Raw genomic sequence first — 16,835 nt, forward strand, 5'->3', positions numbered from 1 at the left:
CAGAAACTTGACAGGGAAGCCCTATCGCCAAACCTGTACCAATAGAGCAGGCCTTCGCGGAACAGTCGAAACACCCCGAACAAGTGTTCCATAAGAGTTGTTTTGACATTTTGGAACGGATTCACCACAATGTTTTGGACTTTGGGGAACAGATTCAGAGATCACAATGCTTATTGGGTACGCTCGCACCAGCACTTTGGAACAGGAAGCCGGTCTTGAAGCTCAGAAGCGCGACCTGAAGACCGCAGGTTGCGAGAAGACCTTCGAGGAACAGACCTCTTCAATAGGAGAACGCCCCCGCCTGACGGCGGCACTCGACTATCTGCGCGAGGGCGATACTTTAGTCTGTACGAAGCTTGACCGCCTCGCCCGCTCGGTCTTGCACCTTGGCGAAATCGTCAATGAAATAAAGAAAAAGGGCGCAAATCTACGCATCCTCGCGATGGACATTGACACGGCAACGCCTACGGGAACTCTACTCCTGAACATGCTTGGTTCAGTCGCACAGTTCGAACGAGAAATGATGCTGGAACGCCAGCGAGAGGGTATTGCCAAGGCCAAGGCAGAAGGAAAATACAAGGGGCGCAAGCCGACGGCGCGGGCACAGGCTGACACTGTCCTGAATATGCATAAAGAAGGCGTCACCCCCACTGAGATAGCACGACAACTGGGCATCGGTCGGACTTCCGTCTATCGTATCCTGAACGATGTTTAGAAGACTGCAGAGGCCCGGTAAGGCGGGGTACCGAAACGTCGCCAACAATGATTTTTCTGCCGCGTCTCCCCCCTCACAGGCTCTGATGTTGACTGAGGTGGAATAACCTGACTTTGGCGGTTTTCCGTGCCTGATAAGCTGGTGGTTGCCGCGTCAGCGGCCTCAACAGACGGGCAAAAACCGGATACAAACTTGAAAACAAAAGGCATGGGACCCGTCAGGGGAGTACGTCCTTCTCTCAGAAGCGTGACGGGTGCTGTCGACCGACTGTTGTGCAACCGCGTCGAAGTGAGGTTTAGTACATCGGTTGCTGCCTGACCCCGATCTAATTGCCCACCGCCATTGTTCACCACGTAATAGATTTAGGACCGGAGGGACCCACCCGCACAGAAGAGACCCCTGTTTACATAACGATTCAGCCCTAGAAATTATCGACAGAAATCGGAATCTTGTTGCACCCACCCCAGCCCAAAGCCCTTAGAGTACCGGGTCAATATCGACCTGTTTCGGGCGCTCAGATTTTTGAAGGAACCGACTTTTCTGTACAATGGGTTATCTCGACGGTTAGGGTTTCGCGATTTCCCCTATTCGGTCCCGCGAGACTGGGCAGCGCTGATTGGTCTGCCACCCTGCCCGACCAGCGCCGCCGTCTTTATCATGCCTTGTCCTGCGCTGCCGCTCTTTCCTGATTGAGCCGGAAGAGGCGTGCAAGGATTTCATCGTCGGTCAGCTTGCCGTCGCGCCAGTCGTCGCCCCAGCCGTAGGCCTCTGCCACGGCTTCATCCAGCTTCTTGTGGGCGTGGTCCAGCCATGCGGGGCGGGCGTTGTAGAGGTTGGTCAGGGTGCGCTTCTTGAGTTCTTTCGCGGCTTTGTCGTCTTTCGGTATCAGCCGGTCGGGGTAGCCTTCGACCACCTCGGGAACGCGGTCCACGAGATCAGACGGGTTCAGCCAATTTTCGCGCAAGCGGTTTAGCTCTTCCGCTGCTTCGGCGATCTTCTGGGCGCGCGGATCAAGGGCGTAGTCGGCAGCGGGAATGTCCGGCGTCAGACCCTCTGGGAAGGGGAATGTCTCGAAGGTGGTGGAAGGTGTGTATCTCGGATCATTCCCCTTGCCTAGGAAAGTACCCATGCGCAATGACCATAATTCGTGGAGGTGAGAATGCAGCACACCAAATGTGGTATCATCATCTCTAGCGATGGCATCAATCGCGGTGTCCGGCTTGCAAGAGCTATCTAGCCAAACAAACACTCGGTGCTTTGCGACCCGTGGTGTTGCAATATAGCGCGGCATTCCGTCAGTTTTCTGTCTGAGTGCCACCCGTGCTTCCTCAAATACCCACCATCTTCGACGAGTTCGCTCGCGCCTAACCGTCTGACGATAAGGATAGACATGCTCTTCTATATGCGCGAAAGGGATTTCAAAAAGACGGACATCGTCCAACTCGGGATGTGTACCAAAGTCAATAACCCATCTGTCTAATGGCCTTCGGACAATGTCCAAGGCGACTATCAGGGGGAAAAGCACTTCCGAGTTTCGTTTTCCGTTTACGTTTATGGGGAGTTGCAACCACTCTCGCGCAACAGAGCCTTCAACATCAAATTTTCCATATTTCTTCATGCCCTCAAAACAACATTTCGCATTCTCGGATAGGCGCGAGACTTTGGTTAGATCGTAACCGTGCTCATTTGCGGTCAGGTTCGAATGTATCTCTCCTACCTCTCGTCCATTCAGAATTGCTGCTCGTGGTTCATCAGAAGTGAAGCAGATCATCGAGACCCTGACAGCCGCGCCTTCCACAGTCCACTCCTCGTCCGACCAAGCATTGTCGATATGGAAGTCCCTAACTATTGGCTTGAGAACCTCTCGGTTTGCGCCTCCACGGATTGAGTTTGTGGAAACCAATCCGGCTGCATTGAGGCGACCTTGCTTCATCTGAGAATAGCATTTGGCGAACCAATAACACACAAGATCGGCGAAACCCGGAACTTCGCCGCCCCAAGCACTTCGAAGAGCTCTCGTATACTCCTCTCCTAGCTCGCCCAGAATTTTGCTGGCTCCTAGAAACGGCGGATTTCCAACCACCACGTCAGCTTCCGGCCAGTCTGCCTTGGATCCGTCCGGGGCAAGTACGGCATCCCGGTTTTCGATGGTCCCCAACGGGCGCAAGATCGGGTTCCGAGCAGCATCGAAACCGTTCCGGCGCATCCACTGGATTTCCCCGACCCAGACCGACACACGGGCGAGTTCAGCGGCATAAGGGTTCAGCTCAATCCCCTTAACGCATTCTGGACCGATGGTCGGAAAGCCTCGCGGCAAGCCCAAGGCCTCAGCCTCAAGGTTCGTACGGTGTTCAATGTCCTTGAGCGCTAAAAGGGACAGGTATAGGAAGTTGCCGGACCCGCAGGCAGGGTCCAGCACGCGGAAGCCCCGCAAGCGCTCTAGAAACGATGCGTGGAGGCGTTCGGCCTCTTTCTCGGCCTTGGTCCGAGCAGAGCGCGACTTGGCGCTCTCCGCCTTGCTCAGCGCCGCTTCGATCTGCGTTTTCACCTCGGCCCATTCGGCAAGCAGTGGCTCCACCACCACCGGACCCACGATCTGCATGATCTTGTCGCGGTCGGTGTAGTGCGCGCCAAGCTGGGAGCGCTTGTCCGGGTCAAGGCCACGCTCAAATAGGGTGCCCAGAATCGACGGGTCGATTTCGGACCAATCCAGCTTCGCGGCGGCGAGCAGCTCCTGTAGGTCTTGCTTTTCCAGTGGTAGCGCTGTGTCGTCGTCGAACAGGCCACCATTGAACCATTCCACTTTTTCGAATCCGACCCGCCCACCTGCATGCATGGCGGCGAACAGATCCTTTGCGAAGGGCTGAAACTCGGACGGGTCTTTCTGGCAGAGTTCCAGCATTTTCTGGAACATCTTGTTTGGCAGAAGTTCGACATCCTCGGCGAACATGCAGAAGACTAGACGGTTTACAAAATGTGCGACGATCTCAGGGTCATGCTTACGGCCACGCAGACGCTGGGCCAGCGACGCGAACTTCTGTGCAGCCTCTTCGGTTAGGGCCTGCCGCGTTTTTGATGGGCGCAGGCTCTCTGGATCGGTGAAGCAGGCCCGCAAGAAGTCGCGCTTGCTGGCGTCCAGAAGATCCGGCGTGGTAATCTCGTGGACCTGCTGAACGGTGTTCGTCCAGTTCGTGTGAATACGGATGCGCGTCATGTCCGACACGATCAGGAGCGGCGGGTTTTCCAGCGCAATGGAATATTGCAAGAGCTGATCGAAGGCCTTGTCTAAGTCCTTCTTCTTGCCCTTGTATTCCCAAGCGAAACACCCTTTGCGCCAAACGTCCGCCCAACCTTCTCCGCCTGAGGTCTTGGACGCACCGCGCTCGAAGGTGAACCAATCGCCCTTGGGATCAGCACTGATGGGGTCTTCAATTCCGAGAAGTGCACAGAGGTCGTTGAAGTGGGACTGGGAAGCGCTTCGCTCCTTCAGCTCCGAAGCTTCCCATTTTTTTATGAAATCAGTGGCCTGCATTAAATCACCTAAGTTTTCTCAATGCATAGCACCTAGGGGGCAACAAAAACCAGCACAACTCAACCCACACGACACACAGTGTCCACAGACGTCACTCCCGTGGTTTCGGTCCAATAGATTCAGCTCAGACCACACACGCTTTTTGAACTGCGGATGCCTAAGGCCTCCTGTGCTTGTACGAAGCCGAGCTGGCAAAGGAGGACGCAAAAGATGAGTCGGAAGCCTGAGCTTCACAGGGCTTATTTAGGGGGAGCTTTCGCTGCTGATCCGGCCGAAAAGTACAATGGCCAGCACGGCAAAAGTACAATGGAAGCCGCTTGGCAGCGCTCACCAAAATCACCGCAAGCCTCTGTTTTTCAACACGTTTACAAGAGGAGAAAGGATGGTGGGTGATAAGAGATTTGAACTCCTGACATCTTCGATGTGAACGAAGCGCTCTACCACTGAGCTAATCACCCGTGGGATCGGGTATTACCGTCAGGATCACCGCTCTGCAAGAGGGGGATATGAAGATTTTCACCAGTCCGCTTCTTTTTCCGGCTTCCTCTTTTCTCATCCCGCCTGCCCTGGCCGCCTCAGCCGGGTCCGCCGGGCAGCACATCCCGGCGGATCATGGTGCGCAGGGTGAAGCTGGAACGCGTATTGCGGATCCCCGGCACCCTCATCAACTGCTCTTCCAGAAAGCGGTCGAAATCCGTCAGATCCTGCGCCACCACCCGCAGCAGGATATCGCGACTGCCTGTCATCAGGTAGCACTCCATCACTTGATCGAACTGGCGCACGGCATTTTCAAAGGCCTGCAGCGCGTCCTTCGACTGGCGCTCCAGCTCAACAGCGACAAAAATGGTGACGGCCAGCCCGACCTTGGCCTGATCAACCCGCGCGGAATAGCCGGTGATGATCCCGGCTTCTTCCAGCATCGACACCCGCCGGGCGCAGGGGGTGGGCGACAGGCCGACCTCTTCTGAGAGCTGAGCCAGTTTCATGCGACCGTCCCGCTGCAGCGCGGTGACAATCCTGCGATCAATGGCGTCCATAGTGATTTCCTCCATTATTTAGCGCCATGTTAGCAAATTACTTCAAAACCAACCACTCCTGAGGGCATTTTTGGAAAATTCCCGAAGCCCATACCCGGTATCTTGGTGCCGTTAGTTCAGGAGCCTGTCAGTATGACCCTCACCAAAATCGCCTCTCCCGGTCACGAAGAAATCTACCGTGTCGACGATCCCGCCGTCGGTCTGACCGGCTTCATCGCCATCCATTCAACCGAGGCCGGACCGGCCGCTGGCGGGCTGCGGATGCGCCCCTATGCCACTGCGGATGAGGCGCTGGAGGATGTTCGGCGGCTGAGCGAGGGCATGACCTACAAGAACGCCGCGGCGGGCCTGCCACTGGGCGGCGGCAAGGCGGTGATCATCGGCGACCCGACAACAAGCAAGACGCCAGAGATGCTGCGCGCCTTTGGTCGCGCCATCAACAGCCTGAACGGCCGCTACATCACCGCCGAGGATATGGGCATGAGCCCTGCCGACATGGCGCTGCTGGCCGATGAAACGCCCTATGTCGCCGGGCTTGCCAATGGGGAGTTTGCCAGCGGCGATCCCTCCCCCATCACCGCGCGCGGCATCTTCAACGCCATCCGCACCGCCCGGGCGCACAAGGTCGGCAGCGCCGATCTGCAGGGCGTCACGGTGGCAGTGCAGGGGCTGGGCCATGTGGGCTGGTATCTGTGCCAGTTCCTGAATGACGCGGGCGCCGGTCTGATCGTCACAGATGTGGACCCACAGCGCATCGAACGCGCGGTCGCGGAATTCGGCGCCCGCCCGGTTGCCATCAACAAGATCTGCACCATGCAGGCGGATATCTTTGCCCCCTGTGCCATTGGCGGCATCCTCAATGCCGAGACCATCCCCCTGTTGCAGGTCGGGATCGTCGCAGGCGGTGCCAACAACCAGCTGGCCACCCCCGAGGACGGTCAGGCCCTGCATGAACGCGGCATCCTTTATGCGCCCGATTTCATCGCCAATGGCGGTGGCATCATCAACGTAGCGACCGAGATCCTGAAAATCGCGGATCGCGAGGCCTATGTGGCCAAGAAACTTGCTGCGCTGGAAGCGACCATGGCCGAGGTGCTCAACCAGGCGCGTCAGCAGGACATCAGCCCGGATGCCGTGGCCATTGCCACCGTGCGGGCGAAGATAGCGCAGGCCGCAGCGGCTTAAGCCCACCCCAACGATTACAGAGATGCAACAGCGGCAGCTGCCATTTGTCGCTGCCGCTTGTCAGCGCGGGTTTGCCTCCCTATTTAGGGCAGAAGACATGGGGCTGACGCCTCATGCATTTGGAGATTTTATGGAAGAGACCCGGGCATAAGCCCGTTCCCGGCACAGCACATCGGGAACGCAGGACGCAACAAGGACACTCACGGCATCGGCTGAGTGACCTCTTTTCTTGCACTCTCATAAAATCGAGACTTCCGTTGAATATCTCAAAACACGAGCAACGCGTGTTGCACGAGCTCGCCCTTGGCGGCAGCATCCATCATGAACGCAGTGAAAACGGCAAGATCCGCAGTATCACCTGCTACACGCGCGAGGGCAACGTTCTGTCGGACTGCACCCTTGGCGTCTTTCAGCGCCTGCACAAACGCCGTTTCATCCAATCGCGCGACGGCAAACCCTATCGCGCCTCGCGACTGGGGATCAAAGCCGTACGCGCGCAGCTGAACCAACGATAACATCATGACATCAAAGGAGCAGACCATGGAATTTGTGTCAGGCCACAAGGGGCGAACAGCAGAGATCACCGACCTGTTCGCCGCCTCCTTCACCGCGTCGGAAGGCGCCGACGAAGGGCAAACCATCGCTGCGCTGGTGCGCGCCCTACTCACCACGGTGGAAGAGGAGGATTTGTTTGTCTTCTCCGCGCTAGAGGGCGGCGCGGTGGTTGCCAGCATCCTGTTCACGCGGATGCGCTATGATCAGGACGACCGGGTCGTCTTTCTGTTGTCGCCGGTAGCGGTTGCGCCGGATCAGCAGGGCAAGGGCACTGGTCAGGCGCTTCTGCGCCATGGCCTCAGCCAGCTGAAAAGGCATGGCGTTGATATCATCCTGACCTATGGCGATGTCAATTTCTACGCCAAGGTCGGGTTCAGGCAGATCACCGAACAGGAGGCCGCTGCGCCCATGCCCCTTTCCTACCCGCATGGCTGGCTGGGCCAATCGCTGACTGGCGGAGCCTTCGCGCCGCTGGTCGGCCCTGCCTCCTGCGCCGCGCCCTTCCGAAATCCGGAGTATTGGTAGGTATCGAGCAAAAAAAGAAAAAGGCGGCCCGAGCGGGCCGCCTTTCCTGTCTTACTGCTACCGGCGCTTAATGCGCGGTGGGGGCTGCCGATGCGGATTTCGCCTCCAGCGCGGCCTGGGCAGCGGCGGCCTCTTCGGCCTCCTCGTCCCATTCGATCGGCTCAGGGCTGCCCACCAGTGCGTGTTTCAGCACTTCGGACACGTGGCTCACCGTGATGATCTCCAGACCTTCCTTCACGTTGTCGGGAATATCCGGCAGATCCTTGGCGTTTTCCTCGGGGATCAGCACCGTCTTGATGCCGCCGCGCAGGGCTGCCAGAAGTTTTTCCTTGAGCCCGCCGATGGCCAGCGCATTGCCACGCAGAGTGACTTCGCCGGTCATGGCGATGTCCTTGCGTACCGGGATCCCGGTCAGCACCGACACGATGGAGGTCACCATGGCCAGACCCGCCGAGGGGCCGTCCTTGGGCGTGGCACCTTCGGGCACGTGCACGTGGATGTCCCACTTGTCGAACTTTGGCGGCTTGATCCCCAGCTGCGGCGCAACCGAGCGCACATAGCTGGAAGCAGCCTCGATCGACTCCTTCATCACATCGCCCAGCTTACCGGTGGTCTTCATGCGACCCTTGCCCGGCAGGCGCAGCGCCTCGATGGAGAGAAGCTCACCACCCACCGAGGTATAGGCCAGACCGGTCACGACACCGACCTGATCTTCCTTTTCAGCAAGACCAAAGCGGTATTTCGGCACGCCCAGGAATTCGTCGAGGTTGTCATGGGTGACCTTGACGCTCTCGGCTTCCTTCTTGACGATCTTGGTCAGCGATTTCCGCGCCACCTTTGCGATTTCACGCTCCAGGTTCCGCACGCCCGCCTCGCGGGTGTAGGTGCGGATGATGTCGGTCAGCGCCTCATCCGTTAGTTCGAATTCCTTGGCCTTGAGGCCGTGGTTCTTCACCTGCTTGGACACGAGGTGCTGCTTGGCGATTTCGCGCTTTTCGTCCTCGGTGTAGCCCGACAGCGGAATGATCTCCATCCGGTCCAGAAGCGGGCCCGGCATGTTATAGCTGTTGGACGTGGTCAGGAACATCACGTTCGAGAGGTCGTATTCCACCTCCAAGTAGTGGTCCACAAAGGTGGAGTTCTGTTCCGGATCAAGCACTTCCAGCATCGCCGAGGCCGGGTCGCCACGGAAATCCTGGCCCATCTTGTCGATCTCGTCGAGCAGGATCAGCGGATTGGTGGTTTTCGCCTTTTTCAGCGCCTGGATGATCTTACCGGGCATGGAGCCGATATAGGTCCGGCGGTGGCCGCGGATCTCGGACTCGTCACGCACGCCGCCAAGGCTGATGCGGATGAATTCACGCCCCGTTGCCTTGGCCACGGATTTGCCAAGCGAGGTCTTACCCACACCCGGAGGGCCAACGAGGCACAGGATCGGCCCCTTCAGCTTGGCCGAGCGCTGCTGCACGGCAAGGTATTCGACGATGCGTTCCTTGACCTTTTCAAGGCCGTAGTGGTCCTTGTCGAGGATATCCTGCGCGCGGTTGAGGTCTTTCTTGACGCGGGATTTGGTGCCCCACGGGATCGACAGCATCCAGTCCAGATAGTTGCGCACAACCGTGGCTTCGGCCGACATGGGCGACATGTTCTTGAGCTTCTTCAGCTCGGCATCGGCCTTTTCGCGGGCTTCCTTGGACAGCTTGGTCTCGGCGATTTTCTCTTCCAGCTCGGCCACTTCGCCCGAACCTTCCTCGCCATCGCCCAGCTCCTTCTGAATGGCCTTCATCTGCTCATTCAGATAGTACTCGCGCTGGGTCTTCTCCATCTGGGATTTGACGCGGGTCTTGATCTTCTTCTCGACCTGCAGGACAGACATTTCGCCCTGCATCAGGCCATAGACCTTTTCCAGACGTTCGCTGACCGAGAGGGTCTCGAGCAACTCCTGCTTGCGGTCCACCTCAATGCCGAGGTGACCGGCAACAAGGTCCGCCAGCTTGGCGGGCTCGGTGGTCTCGCCAACTGCGCTCAGCGCCTCTTCGGGGATATTCTTGCGCACTTTTGCGTAGCGTTCGAATTCATCACCAACGGTGCGCACCAGCGCCTCGGTGGTGGTGACGTCGCCGGGCATCTGGTTCAGCAGTTCGGCGCGGGCTTCGAAATAGCTGTCGTTTTCCAGGAAATCGGTGATCTTGACGCGGGTCTGGCCCTCGACCAGCACCTTGACGGTGCCATCGGGCAGCTTCAGCAGCTGCAGCACACTGGCCAGCACGCCGACGCGGTAGATGCCATCGCTTTCCGGATCGTCCTCTGAGGGGTCGATCTGGCTGGACAGCAGGATCTGTTTGTCATCGGCCATCACCTCTTCCAGGGCGCGTACCGATTTCTCCCGGCCGACAAACAGCGGCACGATCATGTGCGGGAACACCACGATGTCACGCAGCGGCAGCACGGGATAGGAAGAATTGAGTGGCTCTTGCATACTCGGTCCTTTTCTTTGGCAAGACGTCCAGGCCCCAGGTAGCGGCAGCCGCAGGCGTCTCCTCTTTGATCTGTTATCTGGTGCGGTTCAGCATGTATTTCAACCGCAGCGCCTCAATCTTTGCGCTCACATTGCCCCTGCAGGGCGGCGACCACAAGGGCGCAAATGCAGGAAGGGTGAGCAAATGGTGAAGGGGGCTGCGAGCTGCCCCCGGTTTGGGCCATGCGGGTCAATTCAGCGTCGCATCAGGGTGATGAATCCCCGCTCCATCCGCCCGCCCGGCCCGGTTTCAATATAGGTTCCGCTCATCCGTGTTTCATCGATCAGGAACAAACGCACCTCCTGCCGCAAGACCTCTCCGGTGCCGGTTGGACGCTCGGCCAGCAGGGCCAGCCTGATCAGTTGATCGGCGCCGCAGGGCAGCGGCCCCAGAGACACCTCATCCAGGAACACCTCGGCATCATCCGGCAGATCGCCGCGGCCGACGCTTTCGGCGCGCAGCCCCGTTCCGGGCTTTAGTGGGCCCCGGTCCTGTACAGAGATCCCAATAAGCCCCAGCACCGGTGAATCCGCCACCAGCCTGCCATTGCGAAACCGCAGCGACAGGGTATCGCCGCTGCGTTGCGGCAGCGGCACCATCTCGATGCGCCCGCCCACAGCCGTCGACATCTCTCCCGGGCCTTTTTGAACGATCCACTGGCCGCGCAGCCCGGCAGAGCCACCTTTGACCAGATCCTCTAGCGGAATGCTGCAACCGTTAAGGCGCGGCGCCTTGAAGAAACTTGATGCCTCTGCCAGCGATCCTGGCGTGGTGTTATCCTGTGTCGCCTGCGCCTGAGCTGCCATCGAGCCGCCCATCAAGGCCGCAAAAGCCAGCCCCAGATACCACCTCATCACCATTCTCCCCTTTTGGCGGGAAACTAGCAAAAAGGTCTTCACAACTGGTGAACAAGGCATAAACGGTCGCCACGCAGGTACAGGGCAATCAGCCCCCGCCTCTTACCCGGAAAAGGGTGGTCAGCGGTTTTATCCCCCCCGATTACACCGGCTCGATATCACCTTCAGCGCGGGTGTCGTGGAAGTCCTTCTGCCAGGCCTCGAACGTCCCCGCCGCAATCGCATCGCGCATGCCCTGCATGATCTCCTGAAAGTAGTGAAGGTTGTGCCAGGTCAGCAGCATGCCCGAAATCATCTCGTTGGCGCGGAACACATGGTGTAGGTAAGCGCGGCAGTAGTTCGAGCAGGCCGGGCAGCTGCACTCTTCATCCAGCGGACGCGGATCATCCGCGTGCCGCGCGTTCTTGATGTTGACCACCCCCCGGCGGGTAAAGACCTGTCCGGTCCGGCCGGATCGTGACGGCAGAACGCAATCCATCATGTCGATGCCGCGCGCCACGGCGCCGACGATGTCGTCGGGCTTGCCAACGCCCATCAGGTAGCGCGGCTTGTCCTGCGGCAGCATGTCCGGCGCGTAGTCAAGGCAGCCGAACATCGCCTCCTGCCCCTCGCCCACCGCAAGGCCACCCACCGCGTAGCCATCAAAGCCGATATCGGTCAGCGCCTTGGCGCTTTCCTCGCGCAGGTCCTGCTCCAGCCCGCCCTGCATGATCCCGAACAGGGCGTGGCCGGGCCGGTCGCCAAATGCGTCCTTGGAGCGCTCGGCCCAGCGCATCGACAGGCGCATCGACTCGGCAATGCGGTCGCGGTCCGCAGGCAACGCCGGGCATTCGTCGAAACACATCACGATATCGCTGCCCAAGAGCCGCTGGATCTCCATCGAGCGCTCTGGCGTCAGCTCGTGCCGGGAGCCGTCGATATGGCTTTTGAAGGTCACGCCCTTCTCGGTCAGCTTGCGAAGGCCCGCCAGCGACATCACCTGAAACCCGCCCGAGTCGGTCAGGATCGGACGCTGCCAGTTCATGAACTTGTGAAGGCCACCCAGCCGGTCGATCCGCTCAGCCGTTGGACGCAGCATCAGGTGGTAGGTATTGCCCAGCAGGATGTCAGCGCCGGTGGCGCGCACGCTTTCCGGCATCATCGCCTTGACCGTCGCAGCGGTGCCAACGGGCATGAAGGCAGGCGTGCGAATGTCACCGCGCGGCGTCTGGATCACACCGGTGCGTGCTTTTCCGTCCTGCGCTTTCATTTCAAACTTGAAAAGCTCTGACATTTCGACTTCCTGCGTTAGTTCTGTCATCTGACGACCATAAGATTCCCCTAATGCCAAGGAGCCAAGCGCATGTCCACAGACGAGCACGCCGCAAAACTGACCCTCGGTTGGGAGGAATGGGTAAGCCTGCCGGGGCTTGGCCTGCCTGCAATGAAGGCCAAGGTCGACACCGGCGCCCGCACCTCTGCCTTGCATGCCACTGAAATCGAAACCTTCGGACCGGCTGCCGCCCCCAAGGTACGCTTTACCGTCCACCCCGTGCCGGGGCAGGAAGGGCTGCGGATCCCCTGCTCTGCCGATATTATCGACCGGCGTGAGGTGACCTCCTCCAATGGCGAAAGCGAAATGCGCTATGTCATCTCGACCGATCTGGTGGTCGATGGCCACAGCTGGCCCATCGAAGTCACCCTCACCGATCGCAGCGGTATGACACTGCATATGCTTCTGGGTCGCCAGGCGCTGGGAGAGAACGTCGCGGTGGCGCCTTCGGAACGGTTCTGCCAGCCAGAGCTGGACTATGCCGTCTATGCCTCGAAACACATCCGCAAGGCCGCGCCGAACCGGGTGCTGCGCATTGCCGTGCTCAGCCGCGAGGACAATTTCTCCACCCGCCGACTGGTCGAGGAAGGCGAGAAACGCGGCCACACGGTCGAGGTGATCGACACCACCCGCTGTTACATGGACATCAATGCGCTGGCGCCCGAAGTGCATTACGACGGCAAGCGCCTGCCCCGCTATGACGCGGTGATCCCACGCATCGGCGCCTCGATCACCCCATATGGCACCGCCGTGCTGCGCCAGTTCGAAACCCTTGGCACCTTTTGCGTCAACGGCAGCGCTGGCATTACCGCCAGTCGCGACAAGCTGCACGCCCATCAGGTACTGGCGCGTCAGAAGATCGGCATGCCCGAAACCGCCTTTGCCGCCTCGCCCAAGGATACAAAAAACCTGATCGATATCGTCGGAGGTGCCCCGCTGATCGTGAAACTGCTGGAAAGCACCCAGGGCAAAGGCGTCGTGCTGGCCGAAACCAAGAAGGCCGCCGAATCCGTGATCACCGCCTTTCGCGGACTCAAGGCAAACTTCCTGGTGCAGCAGTTCGTGAAAGAGGCCAATGGCGAGGATATCCGCTGTCTTGTCGTCGGCTCCAAGGTGGTCGCGGCGATGAAACGCTCGGGCGCCGAGGGCGATTTCCGCTCCAATCTGCACCTTGGCGGCAGCGCAGTCTCGGTCCGGATCAGCAAGGAAGAACGCGCCACAGCTGTAAAGGCGGCCAAGGCATTCGGGCTCAACGTGGCGGGGGTGGACCTCTTGCGCTCGGAAACCGGGCCAAAGGTGCTGGAGGTCAATTCCTCGCCCGGGCTGGAAGGTATTGAGCGGACCTCGAAGAAAAACATTGCCGGGCTGATCTATGACGAGATCGAAGACCACGTGCGCCCCGCCCCCCTGCGGGTGCGCAAGCAGGCGACGGCGCGCAAGTGATCCCACTGGCGGCTGCAGGGCTTGACCGCGCGCCGCCGCCACCCGATCTTGGTTCCATACCTTTCAGAAAGGATTTCCAGTTATGAACGAAGATCAGATTACCGCCCTCTTGTCCGGCAGCCTGCTTTACATTCTCGGGGCGATCTTCCTGATCGTCGTCATTCTCAAAGGCGTCCGGATCGTTCCGCAGTCGGAAAAATTTGTCGTCGAACGTTTTGGCCGCCTGAAGTCGGTGCTTGGCCCCGGCATCAATTTCATCGTGCCCTTTCTGGATGCGGTCCGTCACAAGGTGTCGATCCTTGAACGGCAACTGCCGAACGCCAGCCAGGATGCGATCACTCGCGACAACGTGCTGGTAGAGATCGATACGTCGGTATTCTACCGCATCCTGGAGCCGGAAAAGACAGTCTACCGCATCCGGGATGTAGATGGTGCCATCGCCACCACCGTCGCCGGGATTGTTCGCGCTGAAATCGGCAAGATGGATCTGGATGAGGTGCAATCCAACCGCTCGCAGCTGATTGGCGAGATCAAGCGCAGCGTCGAAAGCGCGGTAGATGACTGGGGGATTGAAGTGACGCGCGCCGAGATCCTTGACGTGAACCTCGATCAGGCCACCCGCGATGCGATGCTGCAGCAGCTCAATGCCGAACGCGCGCGCCGGGCGCAGGTGACCGAGGCGGAAGGTAAGAAACGCGCGGTGGAACTCGCCGCCGATGCGGAACTGTATTCCGCCGAACAAACCGCCAAGGCCCGCCGCATTCAGGCTGATGCCGAAGCCTATGCGACCGGAGTGGTGGCCAAGGCGATTGCCGAAAACGGTCTGGAGGCGGCGCAGTATCAGGTGGCGCTGAAACAGGTGGAGGCGCTCAACACCCTTGGTGCAGGCACCGGCAGCCAGACCATCGTGGTCCCGGCGCAGGCGCTTGAAGCCTTTGGAGACGCCTTCAAGATGCTGAAAGGAAACAAGTGATGGCCGCTCCCTTCTGGGCACTCTGGTGGGTCTGGTGCGCTGCGGCGCTGGTACTTGGCATTCTGGAGGTGCTGGCGCCGGGCTTTGTCTTCCTCGGTTTTGCCATCGGCGCCCTTGGCGTCGGGGTACTGCTTCTTGCGATGGGCAGCAGCACCTTTGGCCTGCCTGTGCTGGTCTTCCTCTTTGCGGCGATATCGCTCATCGCCTGGCTTGTCCTGCGCCGCGCCTTTGCCCTGCCGCGCGGGCAGGTGAAGACCTTCGACACGGATATCAACGACTAGTCAAAAATCGCCTCTATCATCTGCACCAGCGCGCAAGTTCCCTGCGGTCCAAGACTGGACGCCGCTTGCCCTGTTCCCTATATAAACGGTCGGATAACCAGTCAGGGACCGATATGACCAACGCTTCCGAACCTCTTGAAGGGGCGCCGCTGATCGCGCCGTCTTCTGTTTCCCACCCGCTTTACGATGCGGTGGCAGACGCATGCCGTAGCGTCTATGACCCTGAAATCCCGGTCAATATCTACGAGCTGGGCCTGATCTACACCATCGACATCAACGAAGAAAACGACGTGAAGATCATCATGACCCTGACCGCACCGGGCTGCCCCGTCGCTGGTGAGATGCCGGGCTGGATCGTCGATGCGATCTCGCCCGTACCCGGCGTTAAATCCGTCGATGTCGAACTGACCTGGGAGCCGCCCTGGGGCATGGAGATGATGTCGGACGAGGCGCGTCTGGAACTTGGGTTCATGTAACCCCTGCCCCGTGCATCATCACAATAGTTTCATGGGATCGCGGCGCGGGTGTTACCCGGCGCCGCGATTTTTGTTTCAAACCTGATTTTTCCGGAGAATCCCTTTGCGCCTATCCTTTTCCCTGTCGGCCCTTACCCTGCCCGGCCTACTCCTGTCGCTTGCCGCCACTTCTGCTATCGCCGAAACCGCCCTGACCTATGGCCCTCGCCCGGCCTATCTGGTCGACAAACTGCCCGCGGGCGCGCTGAAGGACCGGCTGCAGTCCTGCGCCGCGCAGGTGCCGCAGCGCACGGAATTCTCCATCGGTCATCGCGGCGCACCGCTGCTCTTTCCCGAACACACCATCGAAAGCAACATGGCCGCCGCGCAGATGGGCGCCGGGATCCTTGAGTGCGACGTGACCTTTACCAAGGATCTGGAACTGGTCTGCCGTCATGCCCAGAACGATCTTCACACCACCACCGATATCCTGACCAGCGATCTGGCCGACACCTGCGTCACCCCCTTCACCCCCGCAGGTGGCGGCGCGGACGCCAAGGCCGAGTGCCGCACCTCGGAGATCACGCTGGAAGAGTTCCGCAGCCTGACTCCCAAGATGGACAGCCGCGACAAGACGGCCACGACTGCTGAGGCCTATCAGGGCGGCGTCGCGCCCTGGCGCAGCACGCTCTATGTGGACGGCGCCCGCAGCATGACCCATGCGGAATCCATCACGCTGTTCCGCAGCCTTGGCGCCAAGTTCACGCCCGAGCTGAAGGCCCCCGCGGTGAAGATGCCCTTCAACGGGTTCACGCAGGAAGACTACGCGCAGAAGCTGGTGGAGGAATACAAATCCGCGAGCGTGCCAGCATCGGACGTCTGGCTGCAAAGTTTCGATCTCAGCGATGTCCTATATTGGATCGAGAACGAGCCGGAGTTCGGCGCGCAGGCGGTGTACCTCGATGACCGTTATTCCAAATCCGACGCCGATGAAGGCAAGGTGGATCCCTCCAACCCCGCGAGTTTCAAGCCGAGCATGCAGGAGCTGGCGGATATGGGGGTCAACTATATCGCACCGCCGATCTGGATGCTGCTGGCGCTGGAGGACGGGAAGATCGTGCCCTCCCCCTATGCCATCAAGGCGCGCGAGGCGGGGCTCAAGATCATCGCCTGGTCGATGGAGCGCTCTGGGCCGCTGACAAATGGCGGCGGTTGGTATTACCGGTCAGTGAAACCGGCGATCTCGGATGCCTCGGCCTATTATCAGGTGCTGGACGTTCTGGCGCAGGATGTGGGCGTCTCCGGTGTCTTTTCCGACTGGCCTGCAACGGTGACCTATTACGCCAACTGCATGGACCTGTAGACAAAAAAACCGCCACCGCACAGGCACCTGTGCATCGCATCTGCCGCCGCCCCCTTGAGCCTGCCGCCGCAGGACCCTAGATT

General features: G+C 59.6%; 14 protein-coding genes and 1 tRNA gene. 9 read left to right on the forward strand and 6 right to left on the reverse strand.

Annotated elements, in window-relative coordinates:
- Positions 1-166 precede the first annotated feature (166 nt).
- On the forward strand, positions 167-715 hold the full coding sequence (locus SM766_RS07780; protein ID WP_368947426.1) for a recombinase family protein: 549 nt from the start codon (positions 167-169) through the stop codon (positions 713-715).
- Positions 716-1,370: 655 nt separating this feature from the next.
- Here SM766_RS07780 and SM766_RS07785 read toward each other — a convergent pair.
- The 3 genes from SM766_RS07785 to SM766_RS07795 all read right to left on the reverse strand — a co-directional run bounded on the left by SM766_RS07785 (position 1,371) and on the right by SM766_RS07795 (position 5,284).
- Positions 1,371-4,247 (reverse strand): class I SAM-dependent DNA methyltransferase, encoded by a 2,877-nt coding sequence (locus SM766_RS07785; RefSeq protein ID WP_368947427.1) that lies wholly within the window; start codon positions 4,245-4,247, stop codon positions 1,371-1,373.
- 383 nt (positions 4,248-4,630) lie between these two features.
- Positions 4,631-4,705: transfer RNA gene (locus SM766_RS07790), tRNA-Val, on the reverse strand.
- 117 nt (positions 4,706-4,822) lie between these two features.
- Complete coding sequence (locus SM766_RS07795; protein WP_065273805.1) at positions 4,823-5,284, reverse strand: Lrp/AsnC family transcriptional regulator; 462 nt, start codon at positions 5,282-5,284, stop codon at positions 4,823-4,825.
- 132 nt (positions 5,285-5,416) lie between these two features.
- Here SM766_RS07795 and SM766_RS07800 point away from each other — a divergent pair, with 132 nt between their 5' ends.
- The 3 genes from SM766_RS07800 to SM766_RS07810 all read left to right on the forward strand — a co-directional run bounded on the left by SM766_RS07800 (position 5,417) and on the right by SM766_RS07810 (position 7,549).
- Positions 5,417-6,469, forward strand: a complete 1,053-nt coding sequence (locus tag SM766_RS07800; protein WP_368947428.1) for a Glu/Leu/Phe/Val family dehydrogenase — start codon at positions 5,417-5,419, stop codon at positions 6,467-6,469.
- A gap of 257 nt (positions 6,470-6,726) precedes the next feature.
- The gene (locus SM766_RS07805; protein WP_274828683.1) at positions 6,727-6,984 is read left to right on the forward strand and encodes a YjhX family toxin; all 258 of its coding nucleotides are present in this window, start codon (positions 6,727-6,729) and stop codon (positions 6,982-6,984) included.
- 25 nt (positions 6,985-7,009) lie between these two features.
- Entirely contained in the window at positions 7,010-7,549 is a 540-nt protein-coding gene (locus SM766_RS07810; RefSeq protein WP_368947429.1) for a GNAT family N-acetyltransferase, read from the forward strand.
- A 67-nt stretch (positions 7,550-7,616) separates the two neighbouring features.
- On the opposite strand, the gene lon is transcribed toward SM766_RS07810, so the two are convergent.
- From lon to tgt, 3 genes are all read right to left on the reverse strand, one after another.
- Positions 7,617-10,028, reverse strand: a complete 2,412-nt coding sequence (gene lon / locus SM766_RS07815; RefSeq protein ID WP_368947430.1) for an endopeptidase La — start codon at positions 10,026-10,028, stop codon at positions 7,617-7,619.
- Between the two features lie 234 nt (positions 10,029-10,262).
- Complete coding sequence (locus tag SM766_RS07820) at positions 10,263-10,922, reverse strand: hypothetical protein (RefSeq protein WP_368947431.1); 660 nt, start codon at positions 10,920-10,922, stop codon at positions 10,263-10,265.
- A 145-nt stretch (positions 10,923-11,067) separates the two neighbouring features.
- Complete coding sequence (gene tgt, locus SM766_RS07825) at positions 11,068-12,198, reverse strand: tRNA guanosine(34) transglycosylase Tgt (RefSeq protein ID WP_274836779.1); 1,131 nt, start codon at positions 12,196-12,198, stop codon at positions 11,068-11,070.
- Positions 12,199-12,267: 69 nt separating this feature from the next.
- Between tgt and rimK the strand changes: the two genes are divergently transcribed.
- The 5 genes from rimK to SM766_RS07850 all read left to right on the forward strand — a co-directional run bounded on the left by rimK (position 12,268) and on the right by SM766_RS07850 (position 16,752).
- Positions 12,268-13,680 carry a 30S ribosomal protein S6--L-glutamate ligase gene (gene rimK, locus SM766_RS07830; protein WP_368947432.1) on the forward strand — a complete coding sequence of 471 codons (1,413 nt, stop codon included), beginning with the start codon at positions 12,268-12,270 and terminating at the stop codon, positions 13,678-13,680.
- An 82-nt stretch (positions 13,681-13,762) separates the two neighbouring features.
- Entirely contained in the window at positions 13,763-14,653 is an 891-nt protein-coding gene (locus tag SM766_RS07835) for an SPFH domain-containing protein (protein ID WP_274833639.1), read from the forward strand.
- On the forward strand, positions 14,653-14,934 hold the full coding sequence (locus SM766_RS07840; RefSeq protein WP_368947433.1) for an NfeD family protein: 282 nt from the start codon (positions 14,653-14,655) through the stop codon (positions 14,932-14,934). Before SM766_RS07835 ends, SM766_RS07840 begins: the two co-directional genes overlap by 1 nt.
- A gap of 113 nt (positions 14,935-15,047) precedes the next feature.
- The gene (locus SM766_RS07845) at positions 15,048-15,410 is read left to right on the forward strand and encodes an SUF system Fe-S cluster assembly protein (RefSeq protein ID WP_065273205.1); all 363 of its coding nucleotides are present in this window, start codon (positions 15,048-15,050) and stop codon (positions 15,408-15,410) included.
- 103 nt (positions 15,411-15,513) lie between these two features.
- Positions 15,514-16,752 carry a glycerophosphodiester phosphodiesterase family protein gene (locus SM766_RS07850; RefSeq protein ID WP_368947434.1) on the forward strand — a complete coding sequence of 413 codons (1,239 nt, stop codon included), beginning with the start codon at positions 15,514-15,516 and terminating at the stop codon, positions 16,750-16,752.
- Positions 16,753-16,835 lie beyond the last annotated feature (83 nt).

It is taken from the genome of Pseudophaeobacter sp. A-200-2 (assembly GCF_041008815.1).
Taxonomy (GTDB): domain Bacteria; phylum Pseudomonadota; class Alphaproteobacteria; order Rhodobacterales; family Rhodobacteraceae; genus Phycobacter; species Phycobacter gallaeciensis_A.

Bases quoted from the DNA above. Each gene is read 5' to 3' on its own strand.
- SM766_RS07835 (WP_274833639.1), top strand. From the start codon at position 13,763: ATGAACGAAGATCAGATTACCGCCCTCTTGTCCGGCAGCCTGCTTTAC.
- SM766_RS07810 (WP_368947429.1), top strand. From the start codon at position 7,010: ATGGAATTTGTGTCAGGCCACAAGGGGCGAACAGCAGAGATCACCGAC.
- SM766_RS07820 (WP_368947431.1), bottom strand. From the start codon at position 10,922: ATGAGGTGGTATCTGGGGCTGGCTTTTGCGGCCTTGATGGGCGGCTCG.
- SM766_RS07780 (WP_368947426.1), top strand. From the start codon at position 167: ATGCTTATTGGGTACGCTCGCACCAGCACTTTGGAACAGGAAGCCGGT.
- tgt (WP_274836779.1), bottom strand. From the start codon at position 12,198: ATGTCAGAGCTTTTCAAGTTTGAAATGAAAGCGCAGGACGGAAAAGCA.
- SM766_RS07840 (WP_368947433.1), top strand. From the start codon at position 14,653: ATGGCCGCTCCCTTCTGGGCACTCTGGTGGGTCTGGTGCGCTGCGGCG.
- SM766_RS07795 (WP_065273805.1), bottom strand. From the start codon at position 5,284: ATGGACGCCATTGATCGCAGGATTGTCACCGCGCTGCAGCGGGACGGT.
- rimK (WP_368947432.1), top strand. From the start codon at position 12,268: ATGTCCACAGACGAGCACGCCGCAAAACTGACCCTCGGTTGGGAGGAA.
- SM766_RS07800 (WP_368947428.1), top strand. From the start codon at position 5,417: ATGACCCTCACCAAAATCGCCTCTCCCGGTCACGAAGAAATCTACCGT.
- lon (WP_368947430.1), bottom strand. From the start codon at position 10,028: ATGCAAGAGCCACTCAATTCTTCCTATCCCGTGCTGCCGCTGCGTGAC.
- SM766_RS07785 (WP_368947427.1), bottom strand. From the start codon at position 4,247: ATGCAGGCCACTGATTTCATAAAAAAATGGGAAGCTTCGGAGCTGAAG.
- SM766_RS07845 (WP_065273205.1), top strand. From the start codon at position 15,048: ATGACCAACGCTTCCGAACCTCTTGAAGGGGCGCCGCTGATCGCGCCG.